We start from the raw sequence: 17,556 nt of genomic DNA on the forward strand, positions 1-17,556 counted from the left end.
TGAAAAAAAGGGTGCCTCTCCAGCTTTTAGCTTGGTCGAGGCACCCTCTCTCTTCCCCTCTTGCTTTCTCTCTTCTTCGCTACATGTCCAGCTCCGCTTCCGGCCCGTACAGGTCAGGCCGCTTCGCCGCCAGTCTCGCCCTGCGCTTCATTTTCCGCTCGGCCAGAACGGTGTAGAAGGAAGGGACGACGATCAGCGTCAGCAGCGTCGAGAACAACAGGCCAAAAATAATCGTGACCGCCAGCGGTCGGAACAAGACATCGCCGGTTATGGCCAGCGGCGTCAAGCCCGCGACGGCTGTGAGCGAGGTGAGCAAAATCGGCCGCAGCCGCGCTTCCCCGGCCTGCACGACGGCCTGCTTCAACTCCACGCCGGCATGCCGCGCCTCTTCGATGAATTCGATGAAGACAATCCCGTTTCGCACGACGATCCCCGACAGCGAGATCACCCCCATCATCGTCATGAAGCCGAGCGGCGTCTGCGTCACGAACAGCCCGATCAAGCTGCCCGCAAAAGCGAGATAGACGGTACTGAGCACCAGCACCGGAATGCTGAGGGAATAAAACTGCATCGCAATCAAAATCAGAATCAGGAAGACGACGATGACTGACAGTTTCCCCATATCGATAAAGATATCCGTCTGCTCCGACGTCTCTCCGCCGATTTCCCAGCGATAGCCCTCCGGCATCTGCGTGGATTCCAGGATCGGCTTCACCTCGGCCATCACCTCGGTCGCTGTTCGGCCGCGCACATCGCTGTAGATGGTGACGGTGCGGGAGAGATTCCGGTGCGGAATTTTTTGCGTGCTAAAGGAAGGCTTTACTTCAGCCAGCTGGGAGACCGGAATCTGTTGACCGAGCGCATTGGCCACGGTCAATCGCTGGAACAGGACGGTGGGGTCTTCCTCCCCTTTGTTCATAAACAGCTTGATGTCGAGCAGATCCTCGCCCGTGTCAAACTGGCTCACCGTGATGCCTTCGCTGGCCAGCCGCAGCGTCTGCGACAGGTCGTTGTACGTCACCAGCTTTTCCTTCATCAGCTCCTGATTCACGACGAATTCCAGCGCATAGCGCTCGATTCCGAAATCGTCCTGAACATCATAGGTGCCGTTTACCCTGGCGACGCGGTCCTTGATCTGTTCGGCCAGCGAGCGCAGCGTCGGAATGTCTTCGCCGTACACGCGGATCACCACTGGCTTGCCGACAGGCGGTCCTGCTTCCAGCTCGACCGGCAAGATGCTCGCTTCCGGATACAGCTGTTTGAATTCTTCGCGCCAAGGCTCAATCATGTCATCGATCTGGACCTGTGATTTGTCAAAACGGACGACCAGCTGTCCAACCGTGATCCCATCGCCCGCGCTTGTATCCCCGCTGAACATCTTGGGAGCGCTGCCCCCCGCATACGCGGCCACTTCCGTTATGCCCGGCTGCTTCATAATCCAGTCGGAAACGCCGCGAACGACACGGTCTGTCTCTTCGATGCTGCTGCCGACCGGCACGCGCACATTTACCAGGAACTGCGGCCTGTCGTCGTTGGGGAACAGCTGGATCGGGGTAAACGGAATCAGGCCATAGGCGCTGGTCCCGATCAGAACGCCCACCATGCCGGCCATGAGCGGCCGCTTTAAGATGCGCGGCATCAATTTTCCCGCATACCAGGCGTTCAGCTGATGCAGCTGTTTTCCGAGGAGACCCGGCGGTTTGCGGTACCCCTCTACCCCGCCCTTCCGGCGCAGCTCATACCACTGGCGGAAAATCGGAATAATCGTCAGGGACATGATCATCGACGCCAGCATCGTCAAGGATATGATGACCGGCACCGGACGGATAAACTGCCCCACGTTGCCTTTGAGAAACATCAGCGGGCCAAAGGAGGCGATCGTCGCGAGCGTCGCCGTCGTGATGGAGATCGAGACCTCTTTTGCCCCCATCACCGCCGCCCGCATCGGCCTCTCGCCCAGCGTGGACAAGCGGCGTTCGATATTGTCGTTGACCACTACCGCGTCATCCACCAGAATCCCCAGAACAATGATCAAAGAGACAATCGAAATCATATTGAGCGTGATTCCCATGGAGGGCAGAAACAGCAGCCCGACGGCCAGGGAGATCGGAATCGCCAGCGCGACGACAAACGAAGTGATCAAATTCAGCCCCAGCATGCAGACCAAGAGCACCGCACTGACGGCGACCAGCATCTCCCGCGACAGGTCGCCGAACAATTCGTTGACCCGTTCGTTTTGCGAGTAGATGGAGTGCTTCTCGGCCCAAGCGGGCAAGGACTTCTCCAGGACGGCCATCTTCTCCTCGACGCGTTTTTGGAGAGAGGGAACATCGCTGCCCGTCTCCGCATTGATGCTGATCGACACCGAAGGCTTGCCGTTGAAATAAGAGTAGGATTCGACCGACTCGGTCGCAAGCTCGACGCTGCCGACATCTTTCAGGTAGATCGGGTACCCCTCCCTCGTCCGGGAGACGATAATGTCGGCCAATGCGTCCACATTCTGATTTTCCGCAATCTTCAGCTGGTACGTGCGGCTGTCGGAGGTGAGATCGCCGAGCGGGATTCGTTCGTTTTCCTGCTTGACTGCCATCAACACCTGACCCCAGGTGAGGCCGAACTGCGTCAGTCTCTGGGTATCCACCTGAATGTGAATTTCCTCATCGGGGAGACCCTCGATGGTAACATCGGCTACATTGGGGATCGTCCGCAGCTGCTCCTTCCATGATTTCAGCATGGAACGCAGGCTGTACAGCTCTTCCCGCGTATCGGCGGTAATCGCCAGCGTCTGCACAAATGTCCGGTTCAAATCGTCGTTGATAATCGGCTGTCTGGCATCCTCGGGCAAATCCGCTTCGGCATCCTTTACTTTCTTGCGCAGTTCATCCCATTTTTGCTTGGGGTCCACATCGCTTTTGGCTTCCACGATGATGCTGGATACTCCGAGGCTGGAGACCGATGAGATATAGTTGAGCCCTTGCAGCTCATTGATTTTTTCCTCCAGCTTTTTCGTGACCGTCTGCTCCACTTTTTCCGGCGAGGCGCCTGGGTAGATCGTCGTCACCATCGCCAAATTGACGATGACGTCCGGCTGTTCCTGCCGTGGCAGCTGAAAAAAGCTGAGGAAGCCCACCAGGATGACCATTACAAAAAACAGCAGCGTGATTTTTCGCTTGCGAATGATGTACTCAATCACTGTGGTTGTCCTCCCGCTGCTTCGATCGGGTCACCGTCAAACAGCCGGTCGACACCCTTGACCACGAGCTGGTCCCCTTCTTTTAATCCGCTAGTGATCTCCAGTCGGTTGTTGTTGATTTCGCCGATCGTCACCGCGGTTTTCACCGCTTTTCCGCCCTGGTTTACAAAGACATGGGCTTCGCCCTGCCCGCGGCTGATCACGGCTTCCACCGGTATGTACAAACCCGTTTTTCCTTCGACGGTTTTGATCGCTTTGACGACTTGCCCGGCGAACCAATCTTTCCGCTCATTGGCTACCTGTACTTCGACTCCGATGGTTCCGGTGCCCTGGTTGGCAGCCGGATAGATTTTGACGACCTTGGCGTCCCGTTTCTGTCCGTAGAGATCCAGCGTAATCGTCTCGCCCTCGCGCCAGGCAAAAATCTCGCGGTCCGGCACGGGCAGTACCACCTTGAGCGTACGGATGTCGCCCACGCGGTAGACCGGACTGCCTATGCCCACCAGAGAGCCCTCCGTCGTCAGCTTGGCGATGATCGTGCCGTCGATCGGAGCGCGAAGTTGTGTCTTTGCCAGCGAGCTCGCCGCTATTTCCTGGGTGACCACGGCCTGTTTGTAGCTGGCCTGCGTCAGTTCCTTGTCTTCTGCCCGTGCTCCCTGTGTCACGAGGGAAAAGGCTTGCTGCGCGTTTTGCAAATCCTTCTCCGCGACAGTCAGGTAGTTTTGCGCGTTTTCGTATTCGCTCTGGGAAATGGCTTTTTCCTGATAGAGCCGTTCAATCCGTTTGAAATCATCCTGCGCCTTGTTATAGGCGACGGTCGCCTTTTCTACGAGCAGGCGTGCTTGCGTGATCTCTTGCTCCCGCGCTCCGTTGTTTACTTTGGCCAATGTGGCCCCGGTCTGCTGCACCGTAGCGCTGGCGGCAGCTACCTGGAGAGAATAATCGCTGCCGTCCAGACGGGCCAGTACATCCCCGGCTTTAACGGTATCCCCCTCATTTTTGGTCAGCTCCGTAATCCGGCCGGCGACCTCAAAGGACACCAGTGCTTCCTCCAAAGGCGCAAGCGTCCCGGAAAGCTCGGTCACCTTTACCGCCTGCTCCTGCTTCACCGTGGCCAGCACGACCTTTTTCACTTCGCTCCCTGTTTCGGCGGCCGGCTCCTGATTGCTGCACGCCGCCGTTGTCAATAAACCTATGATGATGAGAGAATACAGCCATTTTCCGTTCATGCTCTTGCATCGCTCCATTTTCTTTTCTCCCTGGCTTCTGACCTATTTTCTGTTATTACATACGGATGGGAATCCGCCGCAATTTCAGCGGCCGCCGATCCCCCGAAGAAGAATCTCGGCGGTGCTTTCAAACAACTTGGGCTCGTCGATCTCGCAGTCCACTTTGACCCAATGCTTCGCCATGAATGTATGAAAAAACGTGGCGACAAACATATTGGCCGCCGCACAAAAATCTCCCTCGGGCAGCTGCCCTTCTTCCTGCAGTTCCCGCAGTTTCTGCTCCAGCATGTCGACAGCGAGATGCGGCATGCGGCTGAGCAGATTGAACACCTCGGGATGATTGGCAGCTTCGATCAGACAGATGATCAAGACTTCCTTGCGTTCGACCAGTGCGTAGTAATAGGTTTGCGCGTAGTGGACCAGCAGCGATTTGACGTCGCCCCACTCCGTCCGCAGCGCCTGATCGAGCGCAGGGCGAATCTCCGTCATCTCCTCCAGCAGTTCCACCAGAATGCGCTCCTTGTTTTTAAAGTGGCGGAAGATCGTCACTTCATTGACGCCCGCCAGCTCCGATATTTTCCTCGTCGTCGCCCCTTTGTATCCTTTTTGGGCCATCAGTTGCCGTGCGGCCGCCAAAATACGCTCGCGAGTCTCCTGTTCTTCGGCTTTTCCCCCCTGATGGATGCGGTGATTGGATTGATCCATTCGTTCCTTTCCCTCCATACCATGCAAGTACTTGCTGTCATATTGTCGTTTCAGCTTTTGCCATTATAAACCATCGGTTTGATGCATGTAAATACTTGCATACATCGCATAAGACGAAGAATGGGTAGATTCCATTAAAAAACTGCCGATCAACTCATCGACAGTCAGTCATCCTGCAGGCCATCTGCGGAATATGGAATTGGGGCGAGCTCCATCTCAGCCGGTTTCGCTCAAATCGGCGGAGAGTCAAACAGGCGGGCGGTAAGTGATGCCAGGTCATCCGGCAAAGGTGCCTCGCAGGATATCTCCGCTCCGGTCAGCGGATGGGCAAAGGAAAGCCGTCTGGCGTGCAGAGCCTGCCGCCTCAACAGGTCTCGCCTGCCTCCGTACATCGCATCCCCTGCCAGCGGATGACCGATATGCTGAAAATGGACCCGAATCTGATGCGTCCGCCCCGTCTCCAGCCAGACCCGGACGAGAGTGGCCTCCGCGGCCGCGGCGACCACCTCATAATGGGTGATCGCTTCCTCACCGCGATCTGTCACGCGGCGGCGCACCTTATGGCGATGGTCCCGACCGATGGGCGCATGGATCGTTCCCCGCTCATGAGCCATACGTCCGCAAGCAACCGCCAAATACTCCCGGCGCAAGCTGCCCTCGCGCAGCACGCGGTCTGCCAACTGATGCCCATAGCCGGTCTTCGCCACCAGAATCGCTCCCGAGGTCTCTTTGTCCAACCGGTGCACAGGGTGGACGCCCTCCGGCTCCCCCCGCTCCCGCATGCGGGCGGCAATGGCATCCACCAGCGTTCCACTCTGGTCCGGGCCGACCGGATGGACCATCAAGCCGGCTGGCTTGTTTACGATGAGCAAGTGCTCATCTTCGTATAAGATGTCCAGGGGGAGCCTCTCCCTGGGTTCATCGGCAAAGACTCGCCCCTCCCGCTCGGCCCCTCCTGCCTTGCCGCCGACGGCAGCCGACGATGGTTGATCCGTGATGCGGATGGCTACCCGATCTCCCGCCTTGACCTGCCTCTGCAGAAAAGGGGCCTTGCGGTTCAAGAGAATTCCCTTGCTCCGGGTCAGTCTTTGCAGCATCCTGCCGGAGACCTGAAGCCTCTCGCGGACAACCCGCTCAACCGTCAGTCCCGCATCTTCTCCTGTCACCTCGTACTCCATCCAGCCTTTTTTGCTCACGGTCATCCTCCTGCTCATTCGCTTGTTTCCCCCTATTGTAGCGAAAAAGGGCAAGCGCACGCCAGCAGGCCGCGATCCGTCCGATCAGAGGCGAAGCAAGACGTCATGCAACCCCTGGTCCAACTCCTCTGTCTTCTTCACCTGTCCCATCTCCAGCCATTGCGTCACATAGCCTTCTTCCGCGTGATACTCCCTGCCCAAGAGGTTTCCTCCAAAAAACATGTGCAAATGATCTTTCCATTTTAAGCGGATCATGGTAACACCTCATTTTTAAACATAAATGTATAATAAATATAATATAGAGGTGCCATTTTGTAAACATATTTGTTTTAAAAGTTCTAAAAATTTTCGCGAAAGCCCATCGGGTCTGGATTGAGCTGCGCGCACGAAAAAACAGAAGAAGCCCGGAGCTTGGCAGCTCCGGGCTTTTTGATGCGAGGTCTGGAAGATATCCGCCTCCATCAGTTTTCCAACGGTATTCAACTCGGCCTTATCCCTTCAGATTTTCCGGGTTCAGTCCGGCAAGCTCCGGCAGGACAAACAAGCCGTCTTTGCGAATCAGCACATCATCAAACCAGATTTCCCCGCCGCCGTACTCCGGGCGCTGGATGTTGACCATGTCCCAATGCACCTGGCTGCGGTTCCCGTTGTCCGCATTCTCATAAGCGCGGCCAGGCGTAAAGTGGAAGCTGCCCGCGATTTTTTCGTCAAACAAAATATCGTTCATGGGGTGCAGGATGTACGGGTTGACGCCGATCGCAAATTCCCCGATATAACGGGCACCCTCATCGGTGTCGAGAATCTCGTTCAGCCGCTCGGTATTGTTGGCGGTGGCCTCCACAATCTTTCCGTTCTCAAATCTCAGCTTGACGTTTTCAAAGCGTGTCCCCAAATAGGAAGTGGCTGCATTAAACGAAATGGTGCCCGTCACCGAGTCGATGACCGGCGCCGTATAGATCTCGCCGTCGGGAATATTGGCTTCGCCCGCACAGATGATGCTGGGGATTCCCTTGATCGAGAACTGCAGATCGGTACCCGGCCCTGTCAGTCTTACCTTGTCCGTCTTGTCCATCAATTCTTTCAGCGGCTGGAAGGCTTCCTGCATTTTGCGGTAATCCAGGGAACAGACATCGAAGTAAAAGTCCTCGAACGCCTCGGTCGACATATTGGCGCTCTGGGCCATGGACGCGGTCGGATAGTTGAGGAGCGTCCAGCGAATTTCGGATACGATGTAGTCGTTCAGCGGCTGCATCACCTTTTGATGGGCGCGGCGCCGCTCCACCGGTACGTCCGATGACTCGCTGTCATTGATTGGACCATTGATAACGATATAAGTTTGGATATCTTTAAACATCGGCTCTTCCCATTTTCGCATGTAGGCGGCGCGTTCCTCGCTGGCCCCCATCAACAGCTCACGCTGGACAGCCGGGTCAATCAGGCGGACAAACGGATAGGCGCCCTTGGCGTATGCCTGCTTCACCAACTCCTTGGCTAACGTGTGTCCTTCGCCGCGGACTTCCACCAACAAGCACTCTTTCTCCTGCAAACGCACCGAGTGGTTCAGCAGATTTTCCGCCAGCTTTACAATGCGTGGATCCAACATTCGATCTCCTCCTGGGCATCGTCTTTAATAAAATTAATTTTACCGAAGATGCAGAACTTTTTCAATTACGGAACGGATCTTTTTTCCTGCCGTTTCCAGATCGGTCGTATCGATATGCCCATGCAGCTGGCCGCGCAAGGCATCGTCCCTGGCGGCAGCAAGTCGAATTACCGCTGGGTAGGAGACCGCGTCCGTTTTCCGGAAGAGCTGGACGAAATCCATCGCCTGATTCTGTGTGACGCTGTCACCTCCGGCGGCCTGCTGATCAGCCTGCCGGCCGCGGACGCCGAGCGCTTGCTGGAAAAACTGCACGCAGCCGGAGTGGAGTGGGCCCGCATCATCGCCGAGGTCACGGACGAACATCCCGGGCAGATTGTTGTGGAATAGCGGAAAATCAGAACCATGCGAATAGGAAAAAAAAGCAAAAAAATCCTTGCATTTTTTCCTGTAGGTAGAGTATTCTAGTCAACAAGAGTTGATCTGAAAAAAATTTTTAAAGACAGGAGAGCTGGTTCATGGTAATCACTGTAGTTTCTCAGATTTAGATTGGGGACCTTATCGAGGGTCCCGACCCTTGATCATACCCTATCTGAATGCTAGAAGCTGCAGGATGCCTGAACCGCTTCCGTCTTTTCCGATATGGGACTCCGGTGGAGAATCGAGTCGCTTTATTGTCGATTCTGCCTACGGGATACGTGTCGTTTCTTTCCGCGTACCCGAATCCCCAGTCCCGCCGTATCTCGACGAAAAGCGCAAGTGGATGAGGCCCCTTTCTCCTCCCCTTGTGCTTTTTTTGTATTCCCCGAAGGCGGGACGGGATGGCGCAGGCCGAATGTCGCAACCGGTGAGAGCCTGGTGCAGACGACAAACGCCCCCGGACGAGCGGTGCGGCGGTGACGGCACCTGCAGCAGACGACAACGACAAGCCTTGCCAAATTTGAATTCTCAACAGATCGGAGGAACCCTGGTCATGTATTGGCGTTCATGGGACCTGAATTTAAAAGTTCGCTTGTTTGGCGAATTGATCACACATACATTTTTTTGGATGTACTTTCCTTTCATGGCTCTTTACTTTAGCGATGTCTTCGGCAAAAATGTGGCCGGACTGCTGCTGACGATCCCGCCCTTGCTCGGCATTTTTTCCAATCTGGCCGGAGGATACCTGGCGGACCGGATTGGGCGGAGAAAGACGATGCTGTTTTCGATTTCGCTGTCCACAGTCATGTTTGCCCTGTTTGCCTTTTCACCGTCGCCCTGGATCGACTACATTGCATTTATCGGCATCGGGATGGCCGGGTCGATGTTTTGGCCGGCCAGCTCGGCGATGGTGGCCGACCTGACGACAGAGGAGGAGCGCCGCGTCGTCTTCGCCACCTTTTACACGGCCATGAACATCGGGGTGGTGCTCGGACCGGTGCTCGGCTCGATCTTTTTCGTGCACTACCGCTTTGAACTGCTGCTGGTCTGTACGATTATGGAGCTGGTGTACGCGATTGCCATTTTCTTTTTGATCAAAGAGACCCTTCCCTCGCTTGTCGGAAAGACGGAGGAAAGCGGACCGCCGCCGCGTTTTTCGCTGAAGGAGCAGTTCCGAAGCTACACCGTTATTTTTCAAGACAAACCATTTGCGATCTACATCCTGGCCGGCATCCTGGTCGCCATCGCTTTCATGCAGCTGGATTTGTACATGGCCCTCTATGTCAAAGAGAATGTCCACAACCAGCCGCTCGTCTGGTGGGGCGACTGGTCCTTCTCCATCGGGGGCACATCGGCCTTTGGCTGGCTGATGGGACTGAACGGCTTGCTCGTCGTCTTGTTCACGCTGCCCGTCACCCGCTGGTTCCGTAACTGGAGCGACCAAAGCAGCCTGATCCTGTCGTCCGTTCTATACGGCTTTGGCTTTTTCCTGATGGCGTTCACCGTTAACATCTGGCTGCTGTTCGGCTGTATGTTCATTCTCACCATGGGCGAACTGATTCGCACCCCCGTGGCGCAGAGCTTTATCAGCAAGTACGCGCCCGAAGATGCGCGGGGCCAGTACATGGGCGCCTCTTCCCTGCAGTTTTCCATCGGCCGGTTTATTGCGCCGCTGGCAATCGGACTGTCGCAATGGGTAGCGCCGCTCGGCGTGTTTTCGATCATTCTCGGGCTTTCGCTGCTGAGTGCGCTCTTGTATGTGTACATGTTCCGGTTGATTCCCCCGATAAAAAATGAGGTCTTAGAGAAAGTGAATTAAGTACTAGTATACTGTGGATAGGAATAACATTTTTCCCATTTTTTGATTCATCACCATAACCCGTGCTAGACATTGAAAAAACGCAGATGTTCCTCTATCGTGGGAGTTGTCGAGACAACCACTGAAAAGGAGGAAATCTGCGTTGTGCCTTGATTTTAGCACAGACTTTATCGGACTTCCATCATTCCATCTCACACATTGGGAAAAAACAAAGGAAACGGATTGGATCGCTGTTCTGGAACCGAATTCTGCCTGTCATCTTTGTCCGATCTGCCTCCGAGCCAGTACCAACCATGCCCGTCCTGGACGGCGTATTCTTCGTCATCGTTTCGTTCCTTCTTGGGGGACCGTCTGGGTATCCGTTCCCGTGTATCGCCAGCGCTGTGCGAGTTGTGTGCTTACATGGACAGTGGAATGGAACGGTATCCCGCCTCGAGGATCGGTCACCTCTGCATTTCAAGAGATGGCGGTGGATATGTGCCGCAGCCGGGATTTGCTCTCGGTTGCCAAGCAATTGAGTGTGGCCTACTCGACACTCGAACGCTGGTACTACCAACTGGCCCCCCAACGCCTTGCTCAACCAAAAGAACATGAAGCTCCTGAAGTGGTCTGTCTGGATGAGTTTGCTCTGCAAAAAGGACATAAGTATGGCGTGAACCTCATGGATGCTCAAACCGGTCATATCTGGCAAGTCACAGAAGGACGTTCACGTGAACAGGTACGAAACGCGCTACAGCAATGGCCTTTTCGTAAGGCTCCCCATGTAGTTGTCACGGATTTGGCTCCAGGAATGGCTGAAACCGTACGTCAGGTCTGGAAGCATACCCTTGTGGTAGCAGATAAATTTCACGTGATCCAGCTTTTCTCTAAAGCGTTGGAAGCTACCCGAAAACGCACTCATGCTCGTGGAACACATCGTCGGGGCAGACATGAACAACGCCTGCTCCATACGATCCCTGACAAGCTGAAGCCCGAAGAGCTTCAGGAACTGAAGATTTGGTTAGCAGAAGATCCACATCTGGAACGACTCTACTATGCGCTTCAAGACATAAGAACCGTGTATGCCGTTCAAACCCAAGAGGCAGGGGAGGAAGCGCTTCAGAAATGGATTGTCGACCATCTCTATTCTCCGACTCCTGCGGTTCGTTCCATTGCCAAAACGATTGTCCAGTGGCGAGAGCCCATTCAGAATTATTTCTCCTTTCGGGTAACGAATGCCAAGATTGAAGGGACACACAACAAAGTGAAGGTAATCAAACGAAGAGCCTACGGCTACCGCAATCTAGAGAGATTCAAGATTCGCATTAGACTGGAGTGTAAACCGGCTACATAACTACGAAAAACTGCGATAGAGGGAGATCAAGCACGTTTTACGGTGAAGAGCTATTTGATTTGAAAAAAGTGTTGATAACAGTTCTCTTTACTATGCTCATTTCCTCTTCAGTTCTTGCTGCTGGTAACGACGATATTAAAAGAACGAATAGGTATCAATCCATTAAAAATGAGTTGACTAGTTCTGGTTTGTCAACCGATGAAGCCGAACATTATGCATACTTAACTGAACTCGTAAAAGATATGGAGGAAAGAGGAATAGAGTTTTCACTCGATCATCAAGCAAATGAAAACTCAATCAATAGTAGACAACCTGATATTACTGACGAATACGTTAATTCTCATCCACGTGAATATAAAGAAAGGATACGCAAACTAGATAAAGAAGTGTGGAAAAAGGAATTAATTGCTTTGGCACAACAAGAAGACAGGATGGCTGAGGTTCAAAAAATTATTGATAAAGAAAGAAAGAAAGGAAAACTGAAAGATCACTATGAAGTTAAATTTTCTGATGGTACCGTCTTTTCAGTTAAGTTCGAAACATCAGAAACAGACCCTCAAAGAGCTGAAGAAATGTCGAGGGAACTTTTTGCATCGTCATACGAAATTTTACCTCACATTGCCGGTCCGTGGAACTATTCCACGCACATTGACACCCATACAACACCTGATAGATCGGATCACTATACGACCGGTCCATCTTGGGAATTTAAGCAAGGTATCAGTTATTCCAAGGTTGCTATCGTTCATCACTTCTACCTGAATAACAACAATACACCTGGAAATCTATCCGATGACGCCGTAAGCACAAATACACAAGCAACCAGTGGCGCTGCAGCCGGATATGGAGTAGTAAACGTTACAGAGGAACCCATTAAGAATACAATTACTTACGCAAAAGGCATTTCCAAATACATTCAATCATACCAACCGGTAACAGCAAAAGTATCCAGCGCATTTTCAGCTAGCTTTTTAGGACTATCAATGCAGGTGCCTCTGCAAGCTGGAAACAATACGCAATTAGTGAGGTGGAAGGCCCAGGTATAATTTACATGTTTGCTGCAATGTATAAATAAAGGTGGGGGAAACCCCACTTTTATTTAAGGAGGAACCATTTTTTATGAACAGTAAAATCCTTTATTCTATACTTGCCTTTCTAGTTTTAGTTGGATGTCAATCAAATGAGATCAATAACGGTCCCGAATTAACCAACACGATTACGGATACAGATCAGACTCTCGTTACCTTTGTTCATCAAAAAACTAATGAAAAAATGGGGTCAAAGGTAGAAGATTTTAAAGTTGTAAAGATATCTTATATTGAGGAACTTGCATTTGGGCAAATTATATTTGAAAATAATGGTGATCTATTTGAAGGAGCATTTCATGCTGAAAATAGTAATGGTAACTGGGATGTAGTTAATATCGAAATTACCCAAACGGATGTTAAATCACCATTTACGAAATTGCAAGTGGTTGGTGGGTTACCAGGAAAAGAATCTAATTTTCACATCGTTAGTGGAATCATCCATGATAATCGGATAAAATCCATCCAGATTACCTATCCAAATAACGAATCTTCCATATTTATAGTTGACAATAATTATAAATACTACTTCGATGTAAAAATTGGTGTTAACTCGTTCTCAACAATCGTTGCTTATGATAGTAACTACAATGAGATCAGCTCTTATTAGCTGAAGTAATTGAGCAATAGAGAGCGTAAAAAGGTTTGTGTAAATGGTTAAACTTCCCATTCCGTCCCCGCCTGTCTTGTAAAGCCGCCTGTCCATCTCTCTCATACTTCTTTAGAGTACAGATTTCCAAACAGTTCCATTCCGTACAACTCATACCAATGCCACCATGTCACTAATAGGTTTTCACACTGATGTTAAACATTTGAGCGGTTTCCTGTACCTAATTCCAATTGTTGTATGATAGCTATCTTCTCTCTAGCGTTATATTCATTTTTTGGACATAAAGTGCTCCCCTTCAAGCAGTGGTTTATTTTTTGAACCTGCTACTTAAAGGGGAGCATATCAGCTTAGGGGCAGCTTTACTTTTTGCATGAAGACCTTTACTTGTTCACCGGCATGGCTTCCGGCAGCATATACTCGGTTTGATCAAACTTCCCTTTCATCCATTTGTACGTGTCGTCATAGATGGCGCGGATCGCCGGATCTTGACTTCTCACCGCTTCCAAGAGGGTCTTGGATCCGAAATAGTACGCGTGGATGTTGTTCTTGTCCATGCCGTAGTTATGCGCGGCGATCAGTTGGTTGTAGTAGAGCTGGTAGAACTTCGGATCGCGGTACATCCGCTCGTCCCCTTCGATCTCCACATCCATCCCGTACTTCTGAATCACTTCCAGCGTGCCCTCGATCCGGTCGAGCGGAACGGGCTTGTCCGAGTAATAGCTCGGCTGCAGGAATGCGACATCGAAATAGAGGGATTTCCACTCGCTCAAGCCCGGCGCTCCAAAATACGGAATCCAGTAGTAACGCAGGGCGTCCGCATGCACCATCCGGCCCATGTTGCGAATCAGCTCCCGCTCTTTGGGGGCGCTGTCTTCCACCAGCTCATGGAACCAATAGATGCCCTCCAGCCGCAAATACTGGTATCCCGCCTGATCCCAGCGCTTTTTCAATTCGCTGTAGTACCACTCCAGGGCCTGTTTGCGGTTCTGGTACGCTTTTTCCTCGCCCACATGCTTGGCGGAGAAGGAGAGCGACTCTTTATCCGGAGCCAGCTTGCCAAAGTCGGTCTGCGCCGAATTCGGGTAGGGTAAGGCCAAGACCACATTCTCGACAATCGGCGTCGTGTACAAGGTACCATACAGCCGATTAAATTCGCGCATCGCGTCGTTCAGGGCTTCCAACTGCTGGCGGGAGCCGAACAGATCCCGCAGATAAGCCTGCCACTTTTCCTTGGTGGCCGGCATGGTCTGGTACGGCAGAAACAGGACCGTGTCGAACATCTGGTCACGCATATAGCCGTCCTTGGTCCGATAGCCGACCATCGGGAGGAAATCCTCTTTCGTCCATGTCCCCCGCTCGCCATGATCGCCCGTGTAGGCGAGCAGCATGTTTTCCACACGGCGGACGGACTTCTTTTCTACCAGTGTCTCGGTCTGGTTGGCAAACGGCAGGAGCACAGGTGCGGCACTACGCTGTTTGCCGTCTCTCCCCCAGATCTCCAGCTGTCTGGCAAAGGCAAACACCTTCACCGGGAAGGAAACGCGCACATAGCGAGTCTCTACCTGCGGCAGCGTGACAGCCAGCGTCCGCTCCAGAGCAGCCTCTTCCGCCTGGGAGACGTCATGTCTGGCTTTTCCAGCGAAATACCAGGCTTTTCCGTCTGGAGAAACCTCGACGTCCATCCACTCCGGAATCGTGATCCCCGAGCTTTTGGCATGTCTGAACGTGAGCGTCACCCGCTCCAGCTGCTTGACCTCCGGCAATGCGACCATCACCTTGCGGCCAAATTGCCGATTGTAGCCGGTCCAGGTCTCCGAGGGCGTGACCAAACCGCCGACCGGACCGGGATACTGCTTCTCCACTTCACGGAAGTAGGCATCCTCCTTGCCGAAGGGTTTGACAGAGGTGAAGCTGCCCGGCGCCAGATTGATCAGTTCATCCGCAGCCGCATCGGCATCGCTCTCTTCGGTCGCGGCTGTCTTCTCTTCGCCGGAGACAGCCTCGGCAGTACCGGGGTCTTCCTCATCTGCAACGGTTGCTTTGCTGTTTTCGGTGTCGCCTTCACTGGCGGCAGTCGCATTGCTGCTGCCGGTTCCGTCCTCACTAGCGTCAGTTGTTTTGCTGCTGCCGTTGTCTGCCCCACCGGCCGCAGTCTCCTGACGAGTATCAGCCTGCTCGGCAGGCGCTTTTTCCGCCGGGGCAGCCGTAATCTCCACGGGGATGGTGATCGAGCGCAGACCCACCGTAACCGTCAGTATGCCTTTGCCCGGCGTCGGCCCCGCTACAAAGGTGCCGTCCGGCATCATCGCGCCGAGAGCCGGACGGTCAAAGGCGAATACCGGCGTAAACGGCAAGGCTCCCCCAGTCGGGCGGGTAACCTCCACTTTTTCGCTGGTGCCGGCCATGACGGTCAGCTTCGTCTTATCGACACGAAAATCGACCTTTTCAGCCAGCTGATACCGCGCTTGCCAGATACGCTCGGCAATGATGGCGGCATCCCCTCGGGTCACCTGTCCCTGGGGGCGGAACATTCCGTTTGCCCCTTTCATCCAGCCTTGGGCGGTGACAGAAGCGACAGCCTCTCTGGCGTATTCGGCGATCTCCTTCCGATCGGCGTAGGTTTCCTGCCGGGCTACCTGTTTGGGCCCGCTTCCCGCCTTCCACAGCCTGTCCAGAATGACGGCCATTTCCTGCCGGGTCAAAGCGTCCCGCGCTCCCAGCGTGCCGTCGCTGCGTCCGTTCAGCACGCCGAGCTCGGTCAATCCGTATATATAGGGCGCATAGGGGCTGTCGACGGAGACATCCGTGTACTTCTCCTCTTTGGGCCGCTTCGGCTGGACACCCATCGCCTTGGACAGCAGCACAAAGACATCTTGGCGGGAGATGGGCTCCTGCGGCCGATATTGATCTCCCCCTTGCCCGCTGATCAAGCGAAGCGCTGCCAGACGATTGACGGCATCCCGCGCGTAGCTGTTCCCCAGATCGGTAAAGGCAATCGTCTCCTCTTCCGGAAGCGGCTGCGGCTCAATCTGCTGGCTGTCTTCCGGTCCCGGCGGCAGAGCAGCGGCAGGTTCTGTCGCCGCAAATGCCGAGCCGGTCATCAGGGAAAAGGACAAAAGCGCCGTAAGCACCCTCCCTGCCGTACGTGTCACACCCATGTTTTCTCCTCCATTTTCTCCTTCTATCTCTCGTTTTGTTCGTCTTGGCCGGGGGCCTTGATCGGACTTTGACGGGGTGGTCGTGGACCAAAAAACTGATAGTAATCCACTTTGATATTGCCGTTGTAGAGCTTTCGTTTTTTGCTCGCTTTGCGTCCGATATGCTCTTCGAATTCTTCGTCCGACGTGAGGAAATAGAGCGACCAGGTATCCAGCGCGGAGAAGGTTTTGCCCATCTCCTGGTACAAGCGGCTGGCTTGCTTCCAGTCTCCCAGCCTCTCGCCGTACGGAGGGTTGCAAATCAGATAGCCGTACTTCCGTTTGGTGCGGACGTCGCGGACATCCATCTGCTGAAAATGAATATGCTCATCCACGCCCGCTTCCGCTGCATTCCGTCTGGCCACGCGCAGGATGTCCTCGTCGATGTCTGTGCCGATAATCTCCAGAGGCTGGTCGTAACGGGCCAGATCATGCGTCTCGGCACGCGCTTCCCGCCACGCGGTCTTCGGAATGGTCGGCCAGCTCTCCGAGACGAATTCCCGGTTCATGCCGGGGGCGATATTTTGCCCGATCAAGGCGGCTTCGATCGGAATCGTGCCCGAGCCGCACATCGGGTCCATCAACACCCGGTCCGGCTTCCAGCGGGAGAGCAAAATCATCGCGGCGGCCATGGTCTCTTTCAGCGGTGCGGCCCCGATCAATGTGCGATATCCCCGCTTGTGCAGACCCGGGCCCGTCGTGTCGATCGTCAGGGTAGCGGTATCCTTTAGCAGTGCTACCTCGATTTTGTAAAGCGGCCCCTTTTCCTCAAACCAATCCTGCTTGTACGTTTTTTTCAAGCTTTCCACGACTGCCTTTTTGACGATGGCCTGGCAGTCCGGGACGCTGAAGAGTGTCGATTTGACCGATTTCCCTTCGACCGGGAAAGTGGCGTCGACCGGGATCCAGTCGGACCAAGGAAGCGCCTTGGTCTTCTCAAACAGTTCGTCAAAGGTGGTCGCCTGAAATTCCCCTATTTTAAGACGCACGCGATCCGCCGTTCGTAACCATAAATTTGTCCTGGCGATGGCAGAAATATCGGCAGTGAACTCTACCTTGCCATTGTCTACTCTGACGTCTTCATAGCCGAGTGCTTTTACCTCATCGGCCACCACGGACTCCAGCCCGAAGGTTGCCGTTGCAATCAAGTTTACTTTTTGCATGGATAC

13 protein-coding genes are annotated in these 17,556 nt (G+C 53.7%); 5 read left to right on the top strand and 8 right to left on the bottom strand.

The annotated features are described in order from the left end of the window. Positions 1 to 79 precede the first annotated feature (79 nt). The 6 genes from JD108_RS21010 to JD108_RS21035 all read right to left on the bottom strand — a co-directional run bounded on the left by JD108_RS21010 (position 80) and on the right by JD108_RS21035 (position 7,926). Positions 80 to 3,193 carry an efflux RND transporter permease subunit gene (locus JD108_RS21010; RefSeq protein ID WP_198827857.1) on the bottom strand — a complete coding sequence of 1,038 codons (3,114 nt, stop codon included), beginning with the start codon at positions 3,191 to 3,193 and terminating at the stop codon, positions 80 to 82. Then, the gene (locus tag JD108_RS21015) at positions 3,190 to 4,422 is read right to left on the bottom strand and encodes an efflux RND transporter periplasmic adaptor subunit (RefSeq protein WP_198830211.1); all 1,233 of its coding nucleotides are present in this window, start codon (positions 4,420 to 4,422) and stop codon (positions 3,190 to 3,192) included. Before JD108_RS21015 ends, JD108_RS21010 begins: the two co-directional genes overlap by 4 nt. Positions 4,423 to 4,506: 84 nt before the next feature. Next, positions 4,507 to 5,127 (bottom strand): TetR/AcrR family transcriptional regulator, encoded by a 621-nt coding sequence (locus tag JD108_RS21020; RefSeq protein ID WP_198827858.1) that lies wholly within the window; start codon positions 5,125 to 5,127, stop codon positions 4,507 to 4,509. A gap of 230 nt (positions 5,128 to 5,357) precedes the next feature. Continuing rightward, complete coding sequence (locus tag JD108_RS21025; RefSeq protein WP_228728237.1) at positions 5,358 to 6,341, bottom strand: RluA family pseudouridine synthase; 984 nt, start codon at positions 6,339 to 6,341, stop codon at positions 5,358 to 5,360. 66 nt (positions 6,342 to 6,407) lie between these two features. Continuing rightward, on the bottom strand, positions 6,408 to 6,578 hold the full coding sequence (locus tag JD108_RS21030) for a hypothetical protein (RefSeq protein WP_198827859.1): 171 nt from the start codon (positions 6,576 to 6,578) through the stop codon (positions 6,408 to 6,410). A 235-nt stretch (positions 6,579 to 6,813) separates the two neighbouring features. Further along, positions 6,814 to 7,926 carry an aminopeptidase gene (locus JD108_RS21035; protein ID WP_198827860.1) on the bottom strand — a complete coding sequence of 371 codons (1,113 nt, stop codon included), beginning with the start codon at positions 7,924 to 7,926 and terminating at the stop codon, positions 6,814 to 6,816. Between the two features lie 114 nt (positions 7,927 to 8,040). On the opposite strand from JD108_RS21035, the gene JD108_RS21040 reads away from it, so the two are divergent. The 5 genes from JD108_RS21040 (at position 8,041) to JD108_RS21060 (ending at position 13,190) form a co-directional block, all read left to right on the top strand. Then, the gene (locus JD108_RS21040; protein WP_228728238.1) at positions 8,041 to 8,313 is read left to right on the top strand and encodes an AIR synthase-related protein; all 273 of its coding nucleotides are present in this window, start codon (positions 8,041 to 8,043) and stop codon (positions 8,311 to 8,313) included. A 583-nt stretch (positions 8,314 to 8,896) separates the two neighbouring features. Beyond that, positions 8,897 to 10,162: an MDR family MFS transporter gene (locus JD108_RS21045; RefSeq protein ID WP_198827861.1), complete on the top strand. Its 1,266-nt coding sequence runs from the start codon at positions 8,897 to 8,899 to the stop codon at positions 10,160 to 10,162. Positions 10,163 to 10,304: 142 nt separating this feature from the next. Next, on the top strand, positions 10,305 to 11,495 hold the full coding sequence (locus JD108_RS21050; RefSeq protein WP_198827862.1) for an ISL3 family transposase: 1,191 nt from the start codon (positions 10,305 to 10,307) through the stop codon (positions 11,493 to 11,495). Between the two features lie 59 nt (positions 11,496 to 11,554). Continuing rightward, on the top strand, positions 11,555 to 12,541 hold the full coding sequence (locus JD108_RS21055; protein WP_198827863.1) for a hypothetical protein: 987 nt from the start codon (positions 11,555 to 11,557) through the stop codon (positions 12,539 to 12,541). 73 nt (positions 12,542 to 12,614) lie between these two features. After that, a complete protein-coding gene (locus JD108_RS21060) occupies positions 12,615 to 13,190 on the top strand; it encodes a hypothetical protein (RefSeq protein ID WP_198827864.1) in 576 nt (191 codons plus the stop codon). A gap of 380 nt (positions 13,191 to 13,570) precedes the next feature. Here JD108_RS21060 and JD108_RS21065 read toward each other — a convergent pair whose 3' ends face one another. Both JD108_RS21065 and JD108_RS21070 read right to left on the bottom strand, forming a co-directional pair. Then, positions 13,571 to 16,348 (bottom strand): DUF4855 domain-containing protein, encoded by a 2,778-nt coding sequence (locus JD108_RS21065; RefSeq protein WP_198827865.1) that lies wholly within the window; start codon positions 16,346 to 16,348, stop codon positions 13,571 to 13,573. A gap of 23 nt (positions 16,349 to 16,371) precedes the next feature. Beyond that, positions 16,372 to 17,550, bottom strand: a complete 1,179-nt coding sequence (locus JD108_RS21070) for a THUMP domain-containing class I SAM-dependent RNA methyltransferase (RefSeq protein WP_198827866.1) — start codon at positions 17,548 to 17,550, stop codon at positions 16,372 to 16,374. Between the last annotated feature and the right edge of the window lie 6 nt (positions 17,551 to 17,556).

It is taken from the genome of Brevibacillus composti (assembly GCF_016406105.1).
Lineage (GTDB): Bacteria > Bacillota > Bacilli > Brevibacillales > Brevibacillaceae > Brevibacillus > Brevibacillus composti.

Coding starts and splice junctions, on each gene's coding strand:
- JD108_RS21015 (WP_198830211.1), bottom strand. CDS start 4,422: ATGAACGGAAAATGGCTGTATTCTCTCATCATCATAGGTTTATTGACA.
- JD108_RS21020 (WP_198827858.1), bottom strand. CDS start 5,127: ATGGATCAATCCAATCACCGCATCCATCAGGGGGGAAAAGCCGAAGAA.
- JD108_RS21025 (WP_228728237.1), bottom strand. CDS start 6,341: ATGAGCAGGAGGATGACCGTGAGCAAAAAAGGCTGGATGGAGTACGAG.
- JD108_RS21030 (WP_198827859.1), bottom strand. CDS start 6,578: ATGATCCGCTTAAAATGGAAAGATCATTTGCACATGTTTTTTGGAGGA.
- JD108_RS21035 (WP_198827860.1), bottom strand. CDS start 7,926: ATGTTGGATCCACGCATTGTAAAGCTGGCGGAAAATCTGCTGAACCAC.
- JD108_RS21040 (WP_228728238.1), top strand. CDS start 8,041: ATGCCCATGCAGCTGGCCGCGCAAGGCATCGTCCCTGGCGGCAGCAAG.
- JD108_RS21045 (WP_198827861.1), top strand. CDS start 8,897: ATGTATTGGCGTTCATGGGACCTGAATTTAAAAGTTCGCTTGTTTGGC.
- JD108_RS21060 (WP_198827864.1), top strand. CDS start 12,615: ATGAACAGTAAAATCCTTTATTCTATACTTGCCTTTCTAGTTTTAGTT.
- JD108_RS21065 (WP_198827865.1), bottom strand. CDS start 16,348: ATGGGTGTGACACGTACGGCAGGGAGGGTGCTTACGGCGCTTTTGTCC.
- JD108_RS21070 (WP_198827866.1), bottom strand. CDS start 17,550: ATGCAAAAAGTAAACTTGATTGCAACGGCAACCTTCGGGCTGGAGTCC.